The 21,318-nt window shown below is 34.6% G+C and carries 25 protein-coding genes and 1 other annotated feature; of the genes, 2 read left to right on the forward strand and 23 right to left on the reverse strand.

Annotated elements, in window-relative coordinates; translation table 11 throughout:
* Nucleotides 1-166: 166 nt before the first annotated feature.
* The 19 genes from ruvA to SPD89_RS19725 form a co-directional block, all read right to left on the reverse strand.
* Nucleotides 167-763, reverse strand: coding sequence for a Holliday junction branch migration protein RuvA (ruvA, locus tag SPD89_RS19635; protein ID WP_336263638.1), 597 nt, complete (start codon nt 761-763; stop codon nt 167-169).
* An 18-nt stretch (nt 764-781) separates the two neighbouring features.
* Complete coding sequence (locus SPD89_RS19640) at nt 782-1,513, reverse strand: YebC/PmpR family DNA-binding transcriptional regulator (protein WP_336263639.1); 732 nt, start codon at nt 1,511-1,513, stop codon at nt 782-784.
* 90 nt (nt 1,514-1,603) lie between these two features.
* On the reverse strand, nt 1,604-2,344 hold the full coding sequence (gene nadE / locus SPD89_RS19645; protein WP_336263640.1) for an NAD(+) synthase: 741 nt from the start codon (nt 2,342-2,344) through the stop codon (nt 1,604-1,606).
* A 162-nt stretch (nt 2,345-2,506) separates the two neighbouring features.
* Entirely contained in the window at nt 2,507-3,214 is a 708-nt protein-coding gene (safA, locus tag SPD89_RS19650; protein ID WP_336263641.1) for a SafA/ExsA family spore coat assembly protein, read from the reverse strand.
* A 130-nt stretch (nt 3,215-3,344) separates the two neighbouring features.
* Nucleotides 3,345-4,202: a prephenate dehydratase gene (gene pheA / locus SPD89_RS19655; RefSeq protein ID WP_336263642.1), complete on the reverse strand. Its 858-nt coding sequence runs from the start codon at nt 4,200-4,202 to the stop codon at nt 3,345-3,347.
* A gap of 114 nt (nt 4,203-4,316) precedes the next feature.
* On the reverse strand, nt 4,317-5,588 hold the full coding sequence (gene obgE, locus SPD89_RS19660; RefSeq protein WP_336263643.1) for a GTPase ObgE: 1,272 nt from the start codon (nt 5,586-5,588) through the stop codon (nt 4,317-4,319).
* Nucleotides 5,589-6,069: 481 nt separating this feature from the next.
* Entirely contained in the window at nt 6,070-6,360 is a 291-nt protein-coding gene (gene rpmA, locus SPD89_RS19665) for a 50S ribosomal protein L27 (RefSeq protein ID WP_336263644.1), read from the reverse strand.
* 17 nt (nt 6,361-6,377) lie between these two features.
* Nucleotides 6,378-6,704 (reverse strand): ribosomal-processing cysteine protease Prp, encoded by a 327-nt coding sequence (locus SPD89_RS19670; protein ID WP_336263645.1) that lies wholly within the window; start codon nt 6,702-6,704, stop codon nt 6,378-6,380.
* Nucleotides 6,705-6,715: 11 nt separating this feature from the next.
* On the reverse strand, nt 6,716-7,024 hold the full coding sequence (gene rplU / locus SPD89_RS19675) for a 50S ribosomal protein L21 (RefSeq protein ID WP_336263646.1): 309 nt from the start codon (nt 7,022-7,024) through the stop codon (nt 6,716-6,718).
* A 13-nt stretch (nt 7,025-7,037) separates the two neighbouring features.
* Nucleotides 7,038-7,112, reverse strand: a sequence feature (ribosomal protein L21 leader region).
* Nucleotides 7,113-7,199: 87 nt separating this feature from the next.
* The gene (locus tag SPD89_RS19680) at nt 7,200-8,051 is read right to left on the reverse strand and encodes a site-2 protease family protein (protein ID WP_336263647.1); all 852 of its coding nucleotides are present in this window, start codon (nt 8,049-8,051) and stop codon (nt 7,200-7,202) included.
* The gene (locus tag SPD89_RS19685; protein WP_336263648.1) at nt 8,038-8,808 is read right to left on the reverse strand and encodes a M23 family metallopeptidase; all 771 of its coding nucleotides are present in this window, start codon (nt 8,806-8,808) and stop codon (nt 8,038-8,040) included. The genes SPD89_RS19680 and SPD89_RS19685 overlap by 14 nt, the downstream gene beginning before the upstream one ends.
* A 221-nt stretch (nt 8,809-9,029) precedes the next feature.
* Entirely contained in the window at nt 9,030-9,827 is a 798-nt protein-coding gene (gene minD, locus SPD89_RS19690) for a septum site-determining protein MinD (protein ID WP_336263649.1), read from the reverse strand.
* Nucleotides 9,820-10,515, reverse strand: coding sequence for a septum site-determining protein MinC (gene minC / locus SPD89_RS19695; protein WP_336263650.1), 696 nt, complete (start codon nt 10,513-10,515; stop codon nt 9,820-9,822). The genes minD and minC overlap by 8 nt, the downstream gene beginning before the upstream one ends.
* A 110-nt stretch (nt 10,516-10,625) precedes the next feature.
* A complete protein-coding gene (gene mreD / locus SPD89_RS19700) occupies nt 10,626-11,153 on the reverse strand; it encodes a rod shape-determining protein MreD (RefSeq protein ID WP_336263651.1) in 528 nt (175 codons plus the stop codon).
* A complete protein-coding gene (gene mreC, locus SPD89_RS19705; protein WP_336263652.1) occupies nt 11,153-12,028 on the reverse strand; it encodes a rod shape-determining protein MreC in 876 nt (291 codons plus the stop codon). The genes mreD and mreC overlap by 1 nt, the downstream gene beginning before the upstream one ends.
* A gap of 12 nt (nt 12,029-12,040) precedes the next feature.
* The gene (locus SPD89_RS19710) at nt 12,041-13,072 is read right to left on the reverse strand and encodes a rod shape-determining protein (protein ID WP_442961209.1); all 1,032 of its coding nucleotides are present in this window, start codon (nt 13,070-13,072) and stop codon (nt 12,041-12,043) included.
* Nucleotides 13,073-13,369: 297 nt separating this feature from the next.
* Nucleotides 13,370-14,038, reverse strand: a complete 669-nt coding sequence (gene radC, locus SPD89_RS19715) for a RadC family protein (protein WP_442961210.1) — start codon at nt 14,036-14,038, stop codon at nt 13,370-13,372.
* Nucleotides 14,039-14,232: 194 nt separating this feature from the next.
* Nucleotides 14,233-15,036: an SPOR domain-containing protein gene (locus tag SPD89_RS19720; protein WP_336263655.1), complete on the reverse strand. Its 804-nt coding sequence runs from the start codon at nt 15,034-15,036 to the stop codon at nt 14,233-14,235.
* 189 nt (nt 15,037-15,225) lie between these two features.
* Nucleotides 15,226-16,500, reverse strand: a complete 1,275-nt coding sequence (locus SPD89_RS19725) for a bifunctional folylpolyglutamate synthase/dihydrofolate synthase (protein ID WP_336263656.1) — start codon at nt 16,498-16,500, stop codon at nt 15,226-15,228.
* A 256-nt stretch (nt 16,501-16,756) separates the two neighbouring features.
* Here SPD89_RS19725 and SPD89_RS19730 point away from each other — a divergent pair, with 256 nt between their 5' ends.
* Entirely contained in the window at nt 16,757-17,644 is an 888-nt protein-coding gene (locus tag SPD89_RS19730; protein WP_336263657.1) for an ATP-grasp domain-containing protein, read from the forward strand.
* Complete coding sequence (locus tag SPD89_RS19735) at nt 17,641-18,504, forward strand: ATP-grasp domain-containing protein (RefSeq protein ID WP_336263658.1); 864 nt, start codon at nt 17,641-17,643, stop codon at nt 18,502-18,504. The genes SPD89_RS19730 and SPD89_RS19735 overlap by 4 nt, the downstream gene beginning before the upstream one ends.
* 521 nt (nt 18,505-19,025) lie before the next feature.
* Here the strand turns inward: SPD89_RS19735 and SPD89_RS19740 are convergent.
* The 4 genes from SPD89_RS19740 to SPD89_RS19755 form a co-directional block, all read right to left on the reverse strand.
* Nucleotides 19,026-19,328: a hypothetical protein gene (locus tag SPD89_RS19740; RefSeq protein WP_336263659.1), complete on the reverse strand. Its 303-nt coding sequence runs from the start codon at nt 19,326-19,328 to the stop codon at nt 19,026-19,028.
* 644 nt (nt 19,329-19,972) lie between these two features.
* Nucleotides 19,973-20,395, reverse strand: coding sequence for a hypothetical protein (locus SPD89_RS19745; protein WP_336263660.1), 423 nt, complete (start codon nt 20,393-20,395; stop codon nt 19,973-19,975).
* A gap of 46 nt (nt 20,396-20,441) precedes the next feature.
* Nucleotides 20,442-20,633, reverse strand: a complete 192-nt coding sequence (locus SPD89_RS19750) for a hypothetical protein (protein WP_336263661.1) — start codon at nt 20,631-20,633, stop codon at nt 20,442-20,444.
* Nucleotides 20,617-20,802, reverse strand: a complete 186-nt coding sequence (locus tag SPD89_RS19755) for a hypothetical protein (RefSeq protein ID WP_336263662.1) — start codon at nt 20,800-20,802, stop codon at nt 20,617-20,619. Before SPD89_RS19755 ends, SPD89_RS19750 begins: the two co-directional genes overlap by 17 nt.
* Nucleotides 20,803-21,318: the final 516 nt, after the last annotated feature.

Raw genomic sequence — 21,318 nt, forward strand, 5'->3', positions numbered from 1 at the left:
CTTGCAGATTGACTCGACCTCTTAGATCTGGACTCTACATGTTGTTAATCGACTCACATTCCGGAGCGGAGGTAGAGTCACTTTTCCCCAACGGTGATAAATCGTTACGTCACAGTATACTTCAACTGCTATGTTATAATATGGGTTCGAAAATAGTATTTTACAATTAATTCTTTACTAATAATGACAATGCATGTCTTATAATATCATCTGTCTCTGTAAGGTCAGCTTTTTGAAGTTCAGGAATTATTTGGCTAACTTCTCTATCAGTATACCCTAACGCTTTTAATGCTTCTTTTGCTTCTGATAGGTCAACTGTATCTGTATCTACCTTCTCAGCTGAGGTTACATTAATAGAAATTGTACTTGTTAACTTTCCTTTTAAATCCAAAATAATTTGTCTAGCTGTCTTTTTCCCAACCCCTGGAAATTGTGTTAAATACTTTTCATCTTCCGTTTCAACAGCAGCAACAAAATCAGGAACGTGTACACTACTGAGTATAGCAATAGCACTTTTAGGACCAATTCCAGAAACTGATATTAATTTTGTAAATAGTTCTTTTTCTTCTTTATCTTTAAAACCATATAAACATTGCACATCTTCCCTCACATGAAAATACGTGTGAATTAATAGTTCTTTTTGCAAAAAAGATTGAAAGACAAAAGGATTTGGACAAAAAATTTCATATCCAATCCCCTGTACATCGATAATAATTGACTCTTCTTGAATAAAGGTAACTTGCCCTTTCATATATGCTATCATTGTATTCCCCTTTAGTATCTACTCTTCAACCTTTAAATTATGATGTACATCCTGTACATCTTCGCTTTCTTCTAGCATATCCACTAACTGCATTACTTTTTCTTGTTGCTCTTCTTCAAGTTCACTATAGTTTTGCGGAATTAGCGTAATCTCTGCTTCTTCAATATCATAACCTTTATTTTCTAAATGTTTACGCACTTCTTCAAAATCTTCAGGTGCTGTATAAATCTCATAAACTTGCTCATTTACCTCGATATCTTCAGCCCCACCATCAATTGCTTCAAGTGTAAGTTCATCTTCGTCAAATGTACCTTCTTTATCTATAATCACAATATAACCTTTTCTGTCGAACATGAAGGAAACACAGCCTGTTTCCCCAAGGTTCCCACCATGTTTTGTAAAAGCATGGCGTACTTCTGATGCTGTGCGATTGCGATTGTCTGTTAATACGTGAACGATGACAGCAACACCACCTGGACCATATCCTTCATATGTCACTTCTTCGAAACTTGCTCCGTCAAGAGTACCAGTAGCCTTTTTAATAGCTCGTTCGATATTATCATTCGGCATATTATCCGCTTTTGCTTTTTCAATCGCAGTACGAAGTGTCGGATTCATATCAGGATCTCCGCCACCTTGTTTTGCTGCTGTATAAATAAATTTTGCATGACGCATGAAGATTTTTCCTCTTTTTGCATCTTGAGCACCTTTTCGACGTTGTATATTATGCCATTTAGAATGACCTGCCATCATTCATTCCCCACTTTCTTTTCTTATCCAAATTCTTATATAGTATAGCAAACTAGTTGATATTCATAAAGAAGTGAGCATATTCTATTTTTATTTTAACCGTAATTGTGTCGGAATATTTCTTTTATGTTCCGTTTTAATGTGTAATTGCTCAATAATTTGTTTATCTGTTTCAGGGATTGCCATTCCTTTAATATAAGCATCAATTTTATCATATGTTATTCCCATTTCTTCTTCATCAGTTTGTCCAACCCAAAGGTCTGCACTAGGCTTTTTATTTATGACCTCATCTGGTACTCCCAAGTATTCCGCCATTTCTCGTACTTCTTTTTTAGTAAGATCAACAATCGGCAGCAAATCGACTCCGCCATCACCATATTTAGTAAAATAACCCGTATACCATTCAGCGGCATTATCCGTTCCTACCACTAAATAATCATGATTTGTTGCTATGGTATATAATGTACTCATTCGCAGTCTTGCTCTTAAGTTTGCATCAGAAATTTGATCCCTTTCTTCATGCCAAGCACTTTGTTTTTTGATATGATATTGGATTTCGTTATATAACACGTCATGTGTTTTGGTTAAATCGATTGTTATATTATCGATTTTACACTGATCCACAACCTTTTGTGCATCTTCTATGTCTATCGGGTTACTCTTTAATGGCATAATTACACCAAGTGAATTCTCCGGATATGCACGTTTAATTAAATATGCAACTACTGCTGAGTCTAATCCACCACTAACACCAACAAGGAGGCCTTTCACATTTGCTTTTTCCACTTGCTCTTTTAGCCAATCTGTAATGGCTACAACTTTTGTTTCCATCGTTACCATCCTTTATTAATTTAGTATATTCTATCATAAAGTTTTCAATCAAATAAAAAAAAGTTGAAAAAGGCGATTCCATTAATAAATCGCCTTATACTTTACATTATACACGTTTTCTATTATTCTGAAATAAATCTTATCGGGATCAATTTTATCTTTTTAACACATATTACGGGTGTCGTAACCATAAGTACCTCTTACAGGTTGTTGAAACATTGGTGAGCTTGCTCCATACATTGATTGTCTACAACAACAACAGCAACAATGGTGCATCATCGGTCTCATTGCCGGATACATTGGTTTAGGACTACTCATCGGTCGATACTGTATCTGTGGTTGAATTTCCGTTCGCTCTTGTTTTGTTTCCATAGGTTTATTCTGTGGCTGAACCATTTTTTTGTCTTCACTTACAACTTCTTTTTTCTCCGTATATTTTGGCAAAGGAGGTGGATTCATATTCGGTTTAACAGGATAAAGAGGTTGATAATCCCTTGGTACATCAGCTCGAATCGGTTTTGGCTCGGTTACATCATCACTAATTGATTCACCCATAGGTCTTTCAGCTGTTCGAGCCATAGGCATTTTCAAATCTTTCTTTTCAACTCGCTCTTCTTTTACACGTTCCACCCTCTCTTCCTTTACAGCTCTTTTCTTCGCTTTTTCCATTCCGGTTCCCGTTCCACCAACGTTTGATTCTCGTTGTCTTATCTGTTTTGATTCTGTTGGAATTTTGATTTTCATACCTGGCATGATCATATCTGGGCTCGATAATTGCGGATTCATACTAATAATATCGTCAAGACTTACTCCGTACTTCTCAGCAATATCAAATAAAATATCACCTTTTTGAACAATATGGATTCTCAATTTTTTATACTCCTTTCAGACTTCTTAAGCTGGGCATATATCTCTTTAATAACATATGCAAAGGAGTTGTCCATGTTGAACAATACGAAAAAAACGCCTTCTCCTGTTTTGAAGACGTTTTTCAATATATTTATTTAAAACCAAATTGATATACTGGATATGTTCCAAGTATGTTTACGTTACAACCCAAAGCTTCCAACTCACCTTGAACTCCTGGAAATAATGCATCGTCATAAGGTTCATCTACATCAATGATAAAAAAGTAATTCCCCAAACCTGTTTTCATTGGTCGGGATTCTATTTTGGACAAGTTCATTTTACGCCAAGCAAATGCAGATAATACTTGATGTAGTACTCCAGCACGATCTTCAGGAAGTGTGATAAGTAAGCTAGTTCTTTCCAATGTTTTTGGACGATTAATTTTTACATGCTTTTGATCTTTTGCAAGCACGATAAAACGTGTATGATTATTTGGATAATCATGAATATTTTCTTCATAAATTGTTAAATTAAATTCTTTTGCTGCGAGCGTATTTCCTATCGCTGCAATTGGATTTCCATTCGCACTTACCATTTCAGCCGCACTACCCGTTGAGTTTGTATAATGTATTGTTGCATTGGGTAACTTCTTATGTAAATATTGTTGGCATTGTGCAATTGCATGCCGATGTGAATGAACTTCTTTAATATCGGATAAAGTACCATTAAAATTTGAATGAACTAACAAGTTTTGTTGTATTGGTACAACGATTTCTGCAATAATCGGTAATCTTACTTGATGTACAAGATAGTCTATTGATAAATGTACTGTACCTTCAATTGCATTTTCAATTGGTACAACACCAATTTTCACTTTTCCGTCATTTACTGCATCCATACATTCAGGTATGGTTTTAAATGCTATTTTTTGATCTCCGTTAAAAGCCGCATCAACCGCTAATTTTGTGAAAGTACCTCTTGGACCAAGGTAACCTATTTTGTCTGACAATCAACTTCCTCCTCATTCCCTATAACAGCAATACTCGTGTATTATTTCACATATAAATAGTCAACATATTATATTACTTTAACAAACTAAAGGATCCGTGGCTAATCATTTGCTTTAATCAATAAATTCAAATTCAAAATCTAATAACCTTACCGTATCCCCATCTGTTGCCCCATGTTTCCGAAGTGCTTCATCAACACCCATTTGTCTTAACTGTCTTGCAAATCGTTGTGTGCCTTCATCAGAACTGAAATTAGTCATCTTAAATATTCGTTCAATTTTACTTCCTGATAAAACATATGCTCCATCATCATCACGAGAAATAGTAAATGGTTCCTCTTGTACTTTAGGTTTAATAATTATTTGTTCGTCAATCGGATCCATAGATTTAGGAATTTGATGCAACATATCGGCAATACCATACAATAATTGCTTTAAACCGTCTTTTGTTAGCGCAGAAATCGGATACACTAAAATTTCTTGTTCCAATTTCTTTTTAAACTCTTCTAGGTTTTCCTTTGAACCAGGCATGTCCATTTTATTTGCGACAACAATTTGTTTTTTTTCATTTAATTTTTTATCATATCGAGATAATTCTTTATTAATTTTTACGTAATCAGTAAAAGGATCTCTCCCTTCAGTACCTGCCATATCAATAACATGTACAATTAGCCTAGTTCTTTCAACATGACGTAAAAACTGGTGTCCTAGGCCAACTCCTTCATGTGCGCCTTCAATTAAACCGGGTAAATCAGCCATAACAAAACTGCGGCCATCCTCCATATCAACAACCCCTAGGTTTGGCGAAAGTGTTGTAAAGTGATAATCAGCGATTTTAGGTCTAGCAGCACTAACGACGGATAGTAATGTAGATTTTCCAACACTTGGGAATCCCACTAATCCTACATCAGCTATTACTTTAAGCTCTACTCGAATATTCTTCTCTTCACCTGGTTCACCGTTTTCCGCCATATTCGGCGCAGGATTTCTAGAAGTTGCAAACCGTAAATTCCCTCTTCCTCCTACACCACCTTTTGCAATAATCGCTTGCTGTCCATGTAAAGTTAAATCTGCAAGCATTCTGCCCGTATCTTCATCATAAACAGTCGTACCGGGTGGTACAGGCACAATTAATGGTTCCGCATTTTTACCATGTTTACTTTTGCTCATACCGTTTTCACCACGGTCTGCTTTAAAATGTCTGTTGTATCTAAAATCCATTAACGTATTTAATCCCTCATCGACCTGAAAAATAACATCTCCGCCGTTCCCACCATCTCCACCAGCTGGACCACCTTTGGGAACGTATTTTTCGCGCCTGAATGCGGCAATTCCATTTCCTCCATCGCCCGCTTTAACATAAACATTAACCTGATCGATAAACAATTGTGTCACCTCTTTTTCTACAATATATATTCTTCATCAATAAACAATTGCGTGCCTCTTTTTCTACAATATATATTCTTCATCAAATAAACAACTCCGATACATTGTTAACTTGTGTCATTATTTGTTACAAGGATATTTTGTAACTCCACATTGCCTATTCTACCAAAGGACTTATTTTTTTGTCATTAACCCATAGCTTAGACATATAGCTGCTGACAATGGTGAGAGTTCAGTTGGAATTTATAATCTATCGGGCACATAAGGATCTTCTATGTGATCATTCGCTTACATCGCAAGTATAAACCGAACACCAAAAAAGAACAAAGGAGATATGTCACAATTTAGGTCAATTATAAAAAAACACAAAGCTTACAAAGGCTTACACTATCATTACGTATTGATCATTTTTGAGATAGTAACTTCATTACTATAATACAAAGTAAAAAACCCCAACCATAATATGATTGGAGTTTACGATTTACGCCTCAATAGATTCTGGATAAACACTTACTTTTTTACGATCACGTCCGTAAGTTTCAAATTTGACAACACCATCAACTTTGGCATAAAGAGTGTCATCTTTTCCACGACCTACGTTATCACCAGGATAAATTTTTGTTCCTCGTTGGCGATAAAGAATAGAACCACCAGTTACAAATTGACCATCCGTGCGTTTGGCACCTAGACGTTTCGCATGAGAATCACGACCGTTTCGTGTACTACCAGCACCTTTTTTCTGTGCGAAAAACTGTAAATCTAATTTTAGCATGTTGAAGGCACCTCCTTCTAGTCTTTAATCTGAATAAATTTTCTATAGTCACGTTCGATTGTTTGTAATGAAACAAGCATTGCTTCAAAAATAAGTTGAGTTTCTTTGGATTGTTCATCAGTTAATGATGACGGAATTTCAATATTTAGATACCCACCGTCCCCGGTTTGCTCAATATTTAAATCCACCTTACACAGTTCAATTACTGCATTCACTGCGCCAAATGAAACTGCTGAAACACCAGCACATACTAAGTCGTAGCCATACGGTCCACTATTAGCATGACCACTTATTCGAAAGGCATGTATCAGTTTGTCCTTGCGAATAACTTCTACTTTAATCATTACAATAATCCTTAAAAGTTTATTTTTTCAACAACAAGTTTTGTATAAGGCTGACGATGCCCTTGTTTACGGCTATAGTTTTTCTTTGGCTTATATTTAAAAACAGTAATTTTCTTTTGACGTCCTTGTTTTTCAACTTTAGCTTGTACAGATGCGCCTTCAACAAAAGGAGCGCCAACTTTAACATCCTCGCCGCCAACGAATAAAACTTTGTCAAAAGTTACTGTTTCTTCAGCCTCAGCATCTACTTTTTCAATGTAAATTTCTTGGCCTTCTGTTACTTTTATTTGTTTACCACCAGTTTCGATAATAGCGTACATTCCACTTGCACCTCCAAATACTATAGACTCGCCATACAGGTACTCAACTATGAGTTTATCAACCTGTTCTGTGCGGTTGTAGCTTGGTGCTACAATTGATTAACATTAAAATAATAGCATATAAAGGAATTCCTTGTCAACTTTTTATTTTCTTCATGAAATACTTCATGAAATACTACTGATTACGAAGTATGCTCCCAACTGTTTCCGTCAGTTTTTTTTCTTTAAAATATAAATACAAGCTGTAATTCTCGTTAATAGATTTTTTGCTCCCTTTTAACTTAATTTTATGGGTTTTATTGCGTTTGAATAGTGAAAATGCTTCTATTAATCGGAATTGTTCAGGCACACATATCACTTCCATTTCCATATCATTAGACGGTTGATTTAAACGGTTAAATAGAAAACGAATAAATGTATAATATTTATTTACCCATTCTTTCCTGTTTTCAAAAAGTAAAAATACGATTAATAAAAATGCGCTTAGAGTAAATGGTAAAATAACTATTTGCAAAAAAATAATTAAACAGCAAACGACTATGGAAAAAATAACTGTAAAATGGTGTGCTTTTCGAAAAGGAATGTAATTAGATAACATATAAAACATAAGTTTTCCACCGTCTAACGGATAGATTGGTAATAAATTAAACAAAAAAATAATGATATTAAAATAGTGCGCCGAACTAATAATTGAAGGCGGTAAAATGTTTAAGATATCCAAACATATAATAAGCATATAAATAATAATATGTTGGAGTGGCCCTGCAACAGTCACTATAATATCTTCCTTAATTTTCCTATTACTAGATTCATCCGTTTTCATTACCCCACCAAACACCCATAAAACAATGGAATAGATTCGCCATTTATAATGTGACGCAGCAGCATAATGACCCAATTCATGAACGAATACTATTGTTAACATAATAAATAATTGTACGAATGTACCTGTCATCAGTGAAACGACAATGAAAATAATTAATATCGGATGTATGTGGATAAGTCTAAAGAATTTAAGGAATGTCATCAACTTTAATCACCTGAGACGGGTCAATGAATTCTTTATCCTTCTCGATTGAAAAATATACCATTTCATTATCTTCAGTCGGCTGAAATGTACCGATCGTTTGGTTCGCATTTACCGTTTGATATATATGTACATCAATTGAGCTAAGATATCCGTACGTTGTCTTACTACCATCAGCATGTTGAACAATCACAGTTTTATGCGTATTTCGATCATTACCTGCAAAAATGACAACACCCCTACTTATTGTAGATACTGCTGTCTTTTCTTCAGGAGAGATCATTATGCCCGTTCCATTTGCGGAAAAAGTTTCTACAACCTGTCCGAGTACCGGCAGTGCCATCGCCTGTTCTTCTTGACCAACTTGAACTGTTCCTTGTGGTGTAAAGGATAAAGGGGAACCAAATTTTGATACATACCATTCATTCACCTTAGCAAATGGAAATTCTTCATGGAGCACTTCATGTGCCCAATCCTTCACCGGTTTTAATGTAGGTAGATTTGTTTGCATTAAAAATGCTACAAAGAAAAATAATACTATAGATCCAGTAGCTTTTAACAGATGAAAGGAAATAGTTTTTCGCTCAGTCTTTTTAATACTTGAACTAATATCATAAGCTGGTACATCAAAAAAACCATGTTTTTCTTCATCTGTTGCAGTAAAAGGTAATGTTTTTCGATTATTCAATTTAGTCCTATCTCGATCTCTTTTTCGTTGTTTAATTGATTGCCGAACTTTTTGAACTCCTCTATCCATATTTTTCAATCCTTTACAAAGTCATTTACTTCAAAGATATGAATTAAAAGGACAAGTTATGCTTAGAAAAGAGTGATAGATAGAATCAAATAAAATAAAAATATATTTTGTATAAGTTGACGGATGCTTTCCCCATAGAGCAAAATAAAAAACCGTTGAATAGGTTTCCTTAAAAGGTTGTACCATTTCCAACGATTCCCTTCATATCATGATATATTAAATTATGAACGGATTCCAAAAAACTTTTTCATACGTTGAAACATTCCTGTGCTATCGTCTAAGGATTGTAACGGAACAGTTTCACCTAATATTCTTCTTGCAATATTTCTATAAGCAATAGACGCCTTATTATTCGGATGAAGCGCTATCGGTTCACCGTTGTTTGAGGCCTTAATTACATCATCACTATCTATTACGATACCTAATAAATCAATGGAAAGGATTTGTATAATATCATCAATATGTAACATATCGCCATTTTTCATCATATGATTACGAATTCGATTCACAATAAGACGAGGTCGCTCCATTTCTACTTGTTCAATTAAACCAATAATTCGATCCGCATCCCTTACGCTCGATTTTTCAGGTGTTGTGACGACTATCGCCTCATCTGCACCAGCTATTGCGTTCTGAAAACCTTGTTCAATACCAGCCGGACAATCAATTAAAATATAATCATAGTCATGTTTCAATTCGGAAATAATTTCTATCATTCCTTCTCGCGTGACTGCTGATTTGTCACTTGTTTGCGCAGCTGGAAGTAAAGATAAACTAGTGAATCTCTTATCTGAAATGAGTGCTTGAGAAAGTTTACAACGACCTTCAACAACATCAACAATATCATAGATGATTCTATTTTCAAGACCCATAATAACATCTAAATTACGTAAACCTATATCTGTATCGATCAGACACACTTTTTTATCCATTAAAGCGAGTGCTGTTCCAAGATTTGCAGTTGTAGTCGTTTTTCCTACGCCACCTTTTCCAGATGTAACAACGATTGCCTCACCCATTATGAATTCTCCTCTCTAATCCACGTAATTCTTTACGTACATATGGTAAAACTTGAAGTCTATCAATTACAATTTTTTCATTCTCTTTATCCAAATAGCCACATTCCATGTATACTCCTTCTGATTCATAATCAGGAGCACGACTTATGTACTTAGAAATTCGAAGTTGTGTTGGATTCATGAACGATGCGGCGATCACAGTGTTTTCATCCCCATTAATTCCAGCATGTGCAACTCCGTGCAAATTCCCCATTATAAAAATATTGCCTGTCGCTCTTACTAGTCCTCCAGGGTTTACGTCACCAATTAATAAAAGATCTCCTTCAACTTCTAAGACTTGTCCAGAACGAATAATTCTACTAATTGTTTTAATTTCACTTTGCGCAAGCCAAGCCTCAGCCTGTTCTTTATCAATGACTTCTGACTCATAGCGCTCTACATAAAAGCGATTGTTTTTTTCAACTAACTCTTCCAATAGTTTTTTTTGCTCATTTGAAAGATAACGATGACCTAGTTTAATAATAACAGAAACGCTTTGTTCTTCATATTTGTCCTGTTCAGATGTTGTGACTAGTTTTCCTTCTAGTTCTTCTACAATATCTTGAAAGGAACAATCATCTTCAATATAAAAAATCAATCCTTCTTTCGTTCCTTTTATTGTAATTAATTGTAGCTCTTTTTGCTTCAATTTAGCTCACCTCATTAAGAGATTAACGACATTTGCAGCTTAAATATAAGAAAGAAGCAATCCTTTCTTTTTAGTAAACGTGGATAAAGAAGACAGCGAACTAGGAAATTCTACTTTCCTAGTTGCTCATTACTCCATCTTCCTAAATGTTTCACAGACAACAAATAAGCTGGAATTAAAAATAATATATTTGCCAACAAAGTTGGTAACATGCGGTGCAATAAGAATGTTATAAATGTAATATCAATTAAATTAACGATTGAATAGATGAAGAACAATAAAAATTCAGTAACGATTAAACAAAATGAAGCGATCACAACAGTCATTAATAATCCTGTTTGTAGAAATCTTTTCAAAAGATGTACAATATATACAGAAAAAGGATATACAAACATATATGCTCCTAAAATACCAGTATATACGACATCCACAAGTAATCCGAAGAAAACACCATATACAATTGAAAAATAAGTATCACTCTTATCATAAAATAGATTTATTAAAACAAGAAATATCAATACCCAATGCGGTACGATCAATGTGTCACTTGAAGTTAAACTAGATGGTAGTAAGTCAATAGCAACTCCTTCACTAACTAACAAAATAAATAATATAAGCGGGAATATTAGTCGCTTCATCACTGTACTTCCTCTTTTTCAGACTCATCATCAACAGTTAATGTTCTATCTACGACAATCACGTGATTAATGTCATACATATTAGCTGTTGGCGTTACATAAGCCGTTTTCGTTAATCCATATTGATCGGGAATCACTTCTTTTATCGTACCGATTGGTAAACCTGAAGGGAACAGCCCTCCCATATTTGAGGAAACAACTAACTCACCTTCTTTTAAATTTCCATCCGAATCCTCAATAATTCGAAAAATAAGTGCTTCTTTTTCCTTATCATATCCCTCAATCAACCCAAAAATATTGTCGCTATTTTCTCTAGAAACAGCTGCAGAAATACGATTTAATTGATCAAAACCAGTTATCAACTGTACTACCGCTGTGGAAGTAGATATCGATGTTACCTTTCCAATCATTCCGTCCACCGTCATGACGGCCATATTTTTTTTGATTCCATCATTCGAACCACGGTTAATCGTTAATTGGTCTAACCAACGTTCAGGAGATCGAGATATAACATTTGCGATAATCGGTTCAAAATCTCTAGGTGATTCCTTAATTTCAAGTGCTTGACGTAATTCTTCATTTTCTTTTTCGATTTCTTGTACTTCATAAACTAATGTTTTATATTCAGCTAATTTCTCCCGTAATATTCTATTTTCATTGTACGTATTTTTAATTTCTTTTAGATTTGAAAAGGAATTTACTACAATCGTAACTGGCTGGTGGATGATGTTTTGCGCCAGCCCTACCGTATCCATTATAAATTTTTCCGGCATTGACAATTGGTCTCTGTTTGATAAAGAATAACCAACAAGAACAACTAGACAAATGATTCCAATTAATAAAACAAATAATGATTTTCTGCGAAAAAAAGACATGTGTACACCTACTTATTCAATCGTTGGGCGTGTGGCAACATTTGGGTGATCGCGAAAATGTTGAATATAATCCAATGACTTTCCTGTTCCAATAGCTACACTCTCCAAAGGATTTTCTGTAATAAATACTGGAATATCCGTCTCTTCACTGATTACTCTATCAATACCATCCAGAAGAGCACCTCCGCCAGTAAGTACAATACCACGATTCATTACATCAGCTGACAATTCTGGTGGTGTCTTTTCAAGTGTACTTTTCACTGCATGAACTATTTTTTCAATATTTTCGCTTAAAGCTACCGTAATCTCTTTTCCAGAAATAGAAATCGTTTCTGGTAAGCCTGTTAATAAATTTCTACCACGAATTTCCATTGCTTCTTCTTCGGATTCAATAGCCGAACCGATTTCCATTTTAATTGCTTCTGATGTTCTTTCACCGATCATTAAATTATACGTTTGCCGTATATAACTCGTAATCGCTTCATCCATATTATTACCAGCAACCCTAATTGACTTGCTAGTGACTATACCACCAAGCGATATAACAGCAACCTCTGTTGTTCCACCGCCTATATCAACTATCATACTACCTGTGGGCTCCCATACCGGCAATTCTGCTCCTATAGCCGCTGCAAAAGGTTCCGCAATCGGAAAAGCTTCCTTAGCACCTGCTAATTTAGTTGCATCAATCACAGCTCTTTCTTCCACTTTTGTGATTCCGGATGGTACACATACAACTATATTTGGCTTTGCACCGAAACCTGATCGTTTATGCCTTGCTTTTTGTATATAATACCTCATCATTGTTGCAGTTGTATCATAGTCTGCAATGACTCCATCTTTCATAGGACGAACAACAGTAATATTTCCAGGTGTTCTTCCAATCATATTCCTTGCCTCATTACCTACTGCTGTTATATCTCCTGTTTCATTATTAATTGCTACAACTGAAGGTTCGCTTACCACGACACCTTTGCCCTTTAAAAAAACTAATGTGTTCGCTGTACCTAAATCAATTCCTAAATCTTGTGAAAGTCGAAACATTGCCAAATAAATCTTCCTTTCTTTTTTCCATGTACTTCAGTGTATATATCTTTACTTTAAAAACAGTATTTATGTGAAAAATACAGCTTATCGTTAGTAAATTTATAAAGCGCCACTTCCATAGCATAAATGGAAATGCGCGCTTTTCCTTTTATCACTCTTTTTTATTATACTTAAAAAAACGACAAAATGATAGGATTTCTACTGTTTCTAAAAATTTAATAGCTCTGTAAAATTCATGTAACATTCTGCTCGCGACTTATTCACAAGAGAAACGAATATCAAGGGTACAAATACCTATAAATAGCCTTTTTCTTTTAAGGAAGTAAAGGAATTATTTCCAATTACTAAGTGATCAAGTAATTCAATACCCATTATTTTCCCTGCCTCTACTAAGCGACGTGTAACGTGGATATCTTCCTGAGAAGGGGATGCATCACCAGATGGGTGGTTATGAGCGCAAATAATTGAAGCAGCTGAGCGTTTTACCGCTTCTCGAAAAATTTCTCGTGGATGAACAATTGACGCATTGAGGGAACCGATGAAAATTGTTTGGCGGTGCATAATTTGATTCTTTGTATTTAAAAACAAAACAACTAGATGTTCCTGATTCAAATTTCGCATTTCTTCCATCACATAATCAGCACCATCCTCAGGAGATCTAATAAAATAACTTTCTTCCGGTTTATATTGTTGAATCCTTCTACCTAGTTCTAGAGCAGCTAAGATCACAATTCCTTTAGCATTGCCAATTCCTTTAATTGCTGTTAATTCCTCAATCGTTGCTTCACTTAGAAGTTTGAGTCCTTCAAAATGCATGAGGACACGATTGGATAAGTCCATCACCGATTCCTTTTTCGTTCCACTTCCTAATAAAATAGCTAGAATTTCTTGATTGGAGAGATGACTCTCACCATATTTAATCAGTCTTTCACGAGGTCTCTCCTCTTTTGGAACGTCTCGCATTTTTAAAGTAATACTACTCAATAATTTTTCCTCCTTATCCTCTTTCCTCAATAATAAGACGTTCCTTCAAAAGAAGCTAATCAGTAAAATTGTCTTTCAATGCTTAATGATGTAGGTAAAACAGCATTTTCCCCTAAATTAAAATTGATTTTTCAGGACGTTTAACAGGTGGAAAAAACAATTTTAATAAACATTTATTTTTCTGTAAGATTTTCATATTTTTGAATTGTTTTTAAAAGAAAATCCCTTTCTTTTCGATCATTTGGTTGTTGTTGATCAAGTTGTTCTCTATATCCTTGTACTTCTTCTGCAAAATTCAACGTTTTCGCGGACAGCCCGTTAGAGTTATTTAGTAATTGATCCCATTTCTCAATAGAAAGCCCTTTATTATTTTCTAGAGACTCTAACGATGATTTCCAAAGTTCTAAAAATCTTGCTAACCAATCTTTATCGGCTTCGTTTACGTTTATTTGTCCACCTTTTATTTCCCATTCTTTCACATATACATCCAGGTTTTCTTTGGTCATTTCATCTGCTGAAAGTTTTGCATTCTCTTCTGAGGCATATATTCCCGCTAGTAAATAATAATCTGATCCCCGTTCCCAACTCACCGCAGAAAAGTCAAGTGCATGAAAAGATTGTGCCGATTTGTCTGCATTTTCTTTCTCACGAAACACACCACCTTGAACGACATAAGTATTCAATGAATCGAATGTCGCCATACTGGTATTTCCATCGTTATTTTCCGTTGTCTCTTGTGCTGCAGAATGTAAAATGCTCTTATTTTCTGGATCTTCCTGTTTAACCATTTTTAATGTAATAAAACCAAATATAATTCCGATTATTAATGACGAGCCAATCGCAAAAAATATTTTTTTCATTTGTGGGGTAAGTGTTAAACTCCGTGAAACGGTATGTGTTGACCCTTTTATTTTACTAGTTTTTTTCACTTTTGGTTGATTGTAAGGACGGTTCGGAAACTTTCTGTTTTTATGCATACTCTCACTCACCTTTTTATAGTTTACTAAAATAGTAGGTAGCTAGGCATTCGCCAATTTTAATGGCGAATGCCTTCATTGCACTTAAGATAGTTTTAATTTTCCTATCTGCTAAAAAAGTCTATCATAGTTACTATAAAAAGTTCGTATTCTTTTGTCGGATTCAACATTACAAAAACTAACATAATATCAGATTTTTTTATTTATAAGCCAGATTCGGACCAAAGTAATGAAATGGAGTGATCCAGTTATGAAATAAACGATTTGTTCATTCTCTTCAAGCAAAATTTCTTCCAAATAATCTTCCCAACTTGAGATAATTTTTGTCATCTTATCAATATCCAAAACATTCATTTCCTTAATAGATGCTGCACGTTCATGTTTAAAAGTTGTCAGATTAAGCTGTGCAAATGGTCCAGAAATAATATTTAACATTTCATTTAATTGCTTGTCCTTAAAACCAGCAAACAATAAATGTTTTTCACTGTTTGGGAATTCTTCCAATACTGTTTGAATAAATTTATTTGCCCCTGCAACGTTATGGGCACAATCTAAAATAATTGTTGGGCGATGCCAAACCTGTTCAAATCGACCCGGTAAAGTGGTGCTAACAAGACTATAAGCGACATCGTTCCAACTAATTAAAAATCCTTTTTGTCGGAGTAATTCAAGTGCCATTATTGCAAGAGTGGCGTTATGAATTTGATGCTCTCCTTTTAAACTTAATTGAAATTCGAATTTCCGATCGAAAAACTGCCATGAATTTAATTTCCCGTTTTTGACATACGTAAAATCTGAAAATAGTTGATAGATTTTCGCATGTTTCTTTTTCGCTTCACGATGAATAATGTTTTCGGCAATTTTACCCACTTCCCCAATAATGACAGGACAATTTTGTTTAATGATCCCAGCTTTATTTGTAGAAATTTCTTCAATTGTTTTCCCCAAAAATTGTATATGGTCTTTTTCAACATTTGTAATAATAGAAATGATGGGGAACACACAATTTGTAGTATCAAATCGACCACCCATTCCTGTCTCTACTAAAACAAAATCAGTACGGTCTTTAAAATATAAAAATGCTATGACAGTAATGATCTCAAATTCAGTTGGATGCATTTTGTTTTTATCTAAATCGAGAATCATTGGCATCATTTCGTTGAGTAGGTTGACGACGTCTTGTCTATTTATCTGAAGATTATTAATTAACACATGACCACAAATCCCTGTAAAACTTGGTGAAGTGAAAACACCGACTTGATATCCACAGGTAATTAAGGCATCATTCATCAATTGAATGGTTGATCCTTTCCCATTTGTACCTGCAACATGGATTATACGTAGTCCTTTTTCAGGATGATTTAACTTTTCAAGTAAATAATTCACTCGTTGAAGCCCCGGCTTAATTCCAAAATTCTTTCTCTTTTTTAGAAATGACTCTACTTCAATAAAAGAATGAAACATATTTTCACACCACTTTTTCTTGTAAAATAACGTTTTTTAACTAAAATTGATTATATCAATACATTAACTATGCAACAATTTTTTAACCTGGCATTCTCTAAAACACACGTCGATTGACAAGCGCTTACGATGGACAAAGTTGTTTGTTATACTTATATGAATTTATTTAACACTTTTAAGTTAATTGCCTTAGTTGCCACTAATTTTAGTCAAGAAAGTACCTACTTCCTTGTCTGCCAAGAAAGGATTAACATAATTGAAACTAACATGTTGGATTATTTATAATGGATTTTTACCTGGAGATAAATTCCGTGATTTTGCACAAATGCTCCAAGAAGCCGCGATTTTACGCGGACACCAAGCAATTTTATATACAAATAAAGAATTGCTAAGTGTGTTGGATCAAAGTTTAAAAATTTTAAACCATGATATATTGCCCGACTATTGTTTATTTACGGATAAAGACATTTACTTAGCAAAGCAATTAGAGTACCTTGGTATCCCTGTGTTCAATTCATCTGAAACAATTGCAGTTTCAGATGATAAAATTCGAACATATCAATTACTTGCTAACGCAAGATTGCCGATTCCACGTACAATAATTGCACCAAAAACGTTCGGGCTTGAGGTGTTTTTTGAGGATGCTTTTTTCAAGCGAATTTTAGATGCTTTTTCTTTCCCACTAATTATAAAAGAAACATTTGGATCGTTCGGAGAACAGGTCTATCTGGTTAATAATAAAGAAGAGATGCGAAAAAAAGTGAACGAAATTTCTGATCGACCTTTTATGTTTCAGGAGTTTGTCGAAACGAGTTATGGAAAAGATATACGCCTTCAAGTTGTTGGAAACGAAGTGATTGCAGCGATGAAACGGACTTCCATTAATGATTTTAGGGCAAATGTTACTTCAGGTGGGAAAATGGAAGCCTATGTACCTAATGACACTGAAAAGGAAATTGCTATTAAAGCCGCACAAGCAATTGGTGCAGACTTTGCAGGAATTGACCTTTTATTTAGAGAAAATAACAACCCGGTCATTTGTGAGGTAAATTCAAATGCTCATATAAGAAACTTACTTGATTGTACAGGAATAAATACGGCTCATGCCATAATTTCCTATATTGAAAAGGAAGTGACCTCATGAAAGGTTGGCTTATTTATGATAAGAATTCCGCTAATGAAAATATATCATATATTGAATGGTTTATTGACGAAGCGAAGCAGCAATCGATTCAGTTAGAGCTTATTTACAGGGAGTCGCTAACTACTGGTATTGTAGATGGCAAACACCAATTGTTCATCGATCAAAATACCGTTACTTTTCCCGACTTTGCGGTCATTCGAACAATCGAACCTATTTTACAAGTTTTTTTGGAAGCTTGTCATATTCATACATTTAATTCCAGTACGGTTTCTACAATTTGCAATCATAAAATACTTACACATATGGAAGTAAATAAATTACGCATTCCTATGGTACCGACATATTTTACGAGCAAAAAAACGTTACCTGAATATCCGCCAATCACGTATCCCCTTGTTATAAAAGAAGCGAATGGTCGAAGTGGAAAACAAGTTCACTTAATAAAGAATCATAAGGAATGGAAAAATGCATTCTCTGTTTTATCAACAAATGACATCATGATTCAATCTGCAAATGTTGAACTCGGAAAAGATGTGCGTGTCTTTGTTATTGGAAAAGAATTCATTGGTGCTGTGTTGCGTGTGAATAAAAATGATTTTAGGGCAAATTTTAAACTCGGTGGAGACGCTGTGACTTATATACTGAATGCTTCAGAAAAAGCAATGGTCCAAAAGATTATCAATCATTTCAACTTTGGATTGGTCGGAATTGATTTTTTAATTAGCAAACAAGGTGAATTGTTGTTTAATGAGATTGAAGATGTTGTTGGATCACGGATTTTAAGTGAGGTTAGCGATGTGAATTTACTTGAAAAATATGTGACGTATATTAAAAGTACATTATTAGAGGCAGAGTTATAAGGGATGTTCAAAACTCCTATGTCTTTACAGACACCGCAATGTATGAATATGGGGGCATGCGGTTTAATTTTGAGCTACTCTGTTAATCATAATATTACAGGGACTGTGATCATACTAAAGATCACCTCTATGGCGAAGTACGGTTACATACAACCTCTCCACATTTTAGAAGGATGCATGGCGAGTACCTTAGTGGAAACAGGTATGATATGTAACTTTACTTACGATAGACACAAGTAGTCTCGAGGACAGAAACAAGTCCTAACAAATACGAAAGGGACAGTAAAAAAGCATAGGTAATAATAAGATTAATTTCCAAAAAAGTAAAATTATGTTTTTAGGAGGGGTGCTTTTTTGCGCAAAATTAGAGGAGATGTTCATTTTCGTATAAAAAAGACCGGTGAAAGTGACACATCGCAATTCTTCCTTGGCTTGCTTTTCGCTACTCACGTATTTAACTGCATACGTTCCGTTGCCGGGAGCTACGCTGCCTCGAACTGCTCGGTCCTTTTCATCCTTTATCATTTAAATGGGAGTCGTGGATCTTCGTCTTGATAGATAGAATAGGTCCATCCGCCGTTTTCCATTTTTGAACACTTGTCATCACTACAATAAAATAAGTAGGTCTCTTTATCAGTACGGACACTTACTTCAAAATAATAGGGGAATACTCCACCTTTATTTTTATCAATACTTGTATCAATAGCAATTACATTCTCTTTTTTCGCTAACCTTTTATAATCTTCACTTTCAACCGTCTTTTGGATCATTTCGCTTAGGATAACTTTTTCTTCGGAGGAAGGTTCGTACCACTGTTCAATCAAAAGCTTTTTCCCGAAAATATACAGATTAATTCCTAAAACTTATTATCAATAAAAGAAGCAAAATCTTATTCTTCATAAATACCCATCCTTTTTGTCAAATTTCTCAGTAATAGAGACCTTCCTCCCCCAATTTCGCTTAAAGGGTGGTTATTTTCTTTTTTCTGACAGAATAGACACGATCAATGCTCCAAAAGTGAGCATAATAGTCAATAACTCAAAAACTGTCCTAAGGGCATCACCCCCTTTTTCCATCAACGACAGGAAAGAAAGGGAGCCAAACCATGAAAGACGTATACACTAACTATAAGTAAAGCACATGAATATTGAACCTAAGGTACAAATGGAGTTAACGGACGAATCAGTAACATTTTAAAGAAAAATGCATTTTCATTTACATAATAAGTCTTTCTAATAATAAGTGAATAATTTCATTGTTTGCTCAATTTGCAAGTCACCATTTATTTTGATTTGGAAAACCCATTTCAATAAGAAGATTATTGCCAAAGGTAATCCAATGTAGATCAACAAAAAGCTAGGAATACGAAAAAGCCGAACCGCTTATTATCACAATCACTCTTAGTGAACCTCTCCACCTAAATCGAAGATTTTGGTGGAGCTTCCCTTGACTTAAATACAGCTATATTTCACGCAAATTTAGTATCATTGATACGAAGCGCCTGATGTAAGTTAATTAATGAAGCCAAGGTCTGCTGTGTTCTGGCTAGGAGCTCAGGAACTTTTGCCTGAACTGCTAACCTTTTCTTTTCAGAAAAGGATTTAAGGATTTCTCTAATAAAGTACCTTGCACCGATATTATAGGATGCATTTAAATCTACATGATAGATTTTACCGCTTTGGAAAGTGACGAGATCTCTACTGTTGTTTCGCTGCCCTTCACCGGATCCATCGAAAGCTAGAGCAGAAGTGTTTTTAGAATTTATTTTTCTGATGCGCATACCGCAGTAATGAGCCATTTCTTCTACCTTGGATTGAATGCCTACTTGACACCAGTGGTGTAGTTTGTGACGAAGCTTTTTTGCACCATAAACTCCCTTCGGAAGTTTCATTTTCCCAAGGTATTCGAATACAATGATGTTCGCTTTGTATTCTAGGTCAGTGAAATATCCTCCATATCCCGCCCCAGTCGGTCTTTTTAGGTACTTTTTTAATTGTAGCTCCAGCCAACTCCGCCCTTTTCATTATTTCTTCAACTTCTTCTACAGACTTTGCATTATATGCTAGAGTAATACCTGAAAATCCACTTGTTACAGCAGGTGGATTTTCTTTATTAACATCTCTGGCCAAATTCTTCTAGCGGGTACAATGCTATTCGTGTTCCTTCATTTCTAAAGAAAATAAAAAAAGGATTTGATTCTGTTCCTCTAATTGAAGTATCAAACCCAAGCTCCTTAAAAAACTGATGTGATTTTACAATATCTTTTGTACCAAGTGTGATAATATTTAATCTATTCATTTCCTTCTCCTTCTTTGTATTCTTCTTTTCACTTACCAGTCGAAAAAGAAAATCATATTTGACGGTTTCATCAATCGCTCATGTAAAACATACCATTCTCGCAGTAAAATTTACCAATAAGGTACCTCTTCATTTGATAATTTTAATGAAATTCTCTTTTTCAACTTTCAGTAATTTGCTTATTACAACTTGAAACACACATAATATAATCAAAAAAATGACAAGTACAAAAAGAAGTTTAATCCAAAAGAATGGTTCAACACCATACATAAATACATAAATGGGTCTCTCATTTTAAACCCATGTTAACATAAAATTCCTAACTGATTTTGTTGTAAAACGTTTTAGTCTGGAGTTCAACCCAAATCGAAATCTTTAAGTCATGCACGTTGATATGTCAATGTTCACGACTTATTTTGTAGTGTAGACTATTATTTTAATTTGTTGCACAAATCAATTGATATTGTAAGTTTATTGCATATAATTGTGGTCAAGACCATTGATTTGGAGTGAATA

The organism is Pseudogracilibacillus sp. SO30301A (assembly GCF_037072025.1).
Taxonomy (GTDB): Bacteria; Bacillota; Bacilli; order Bacillales; family Amphibacillaceae; genus Pseudogracilibacillus.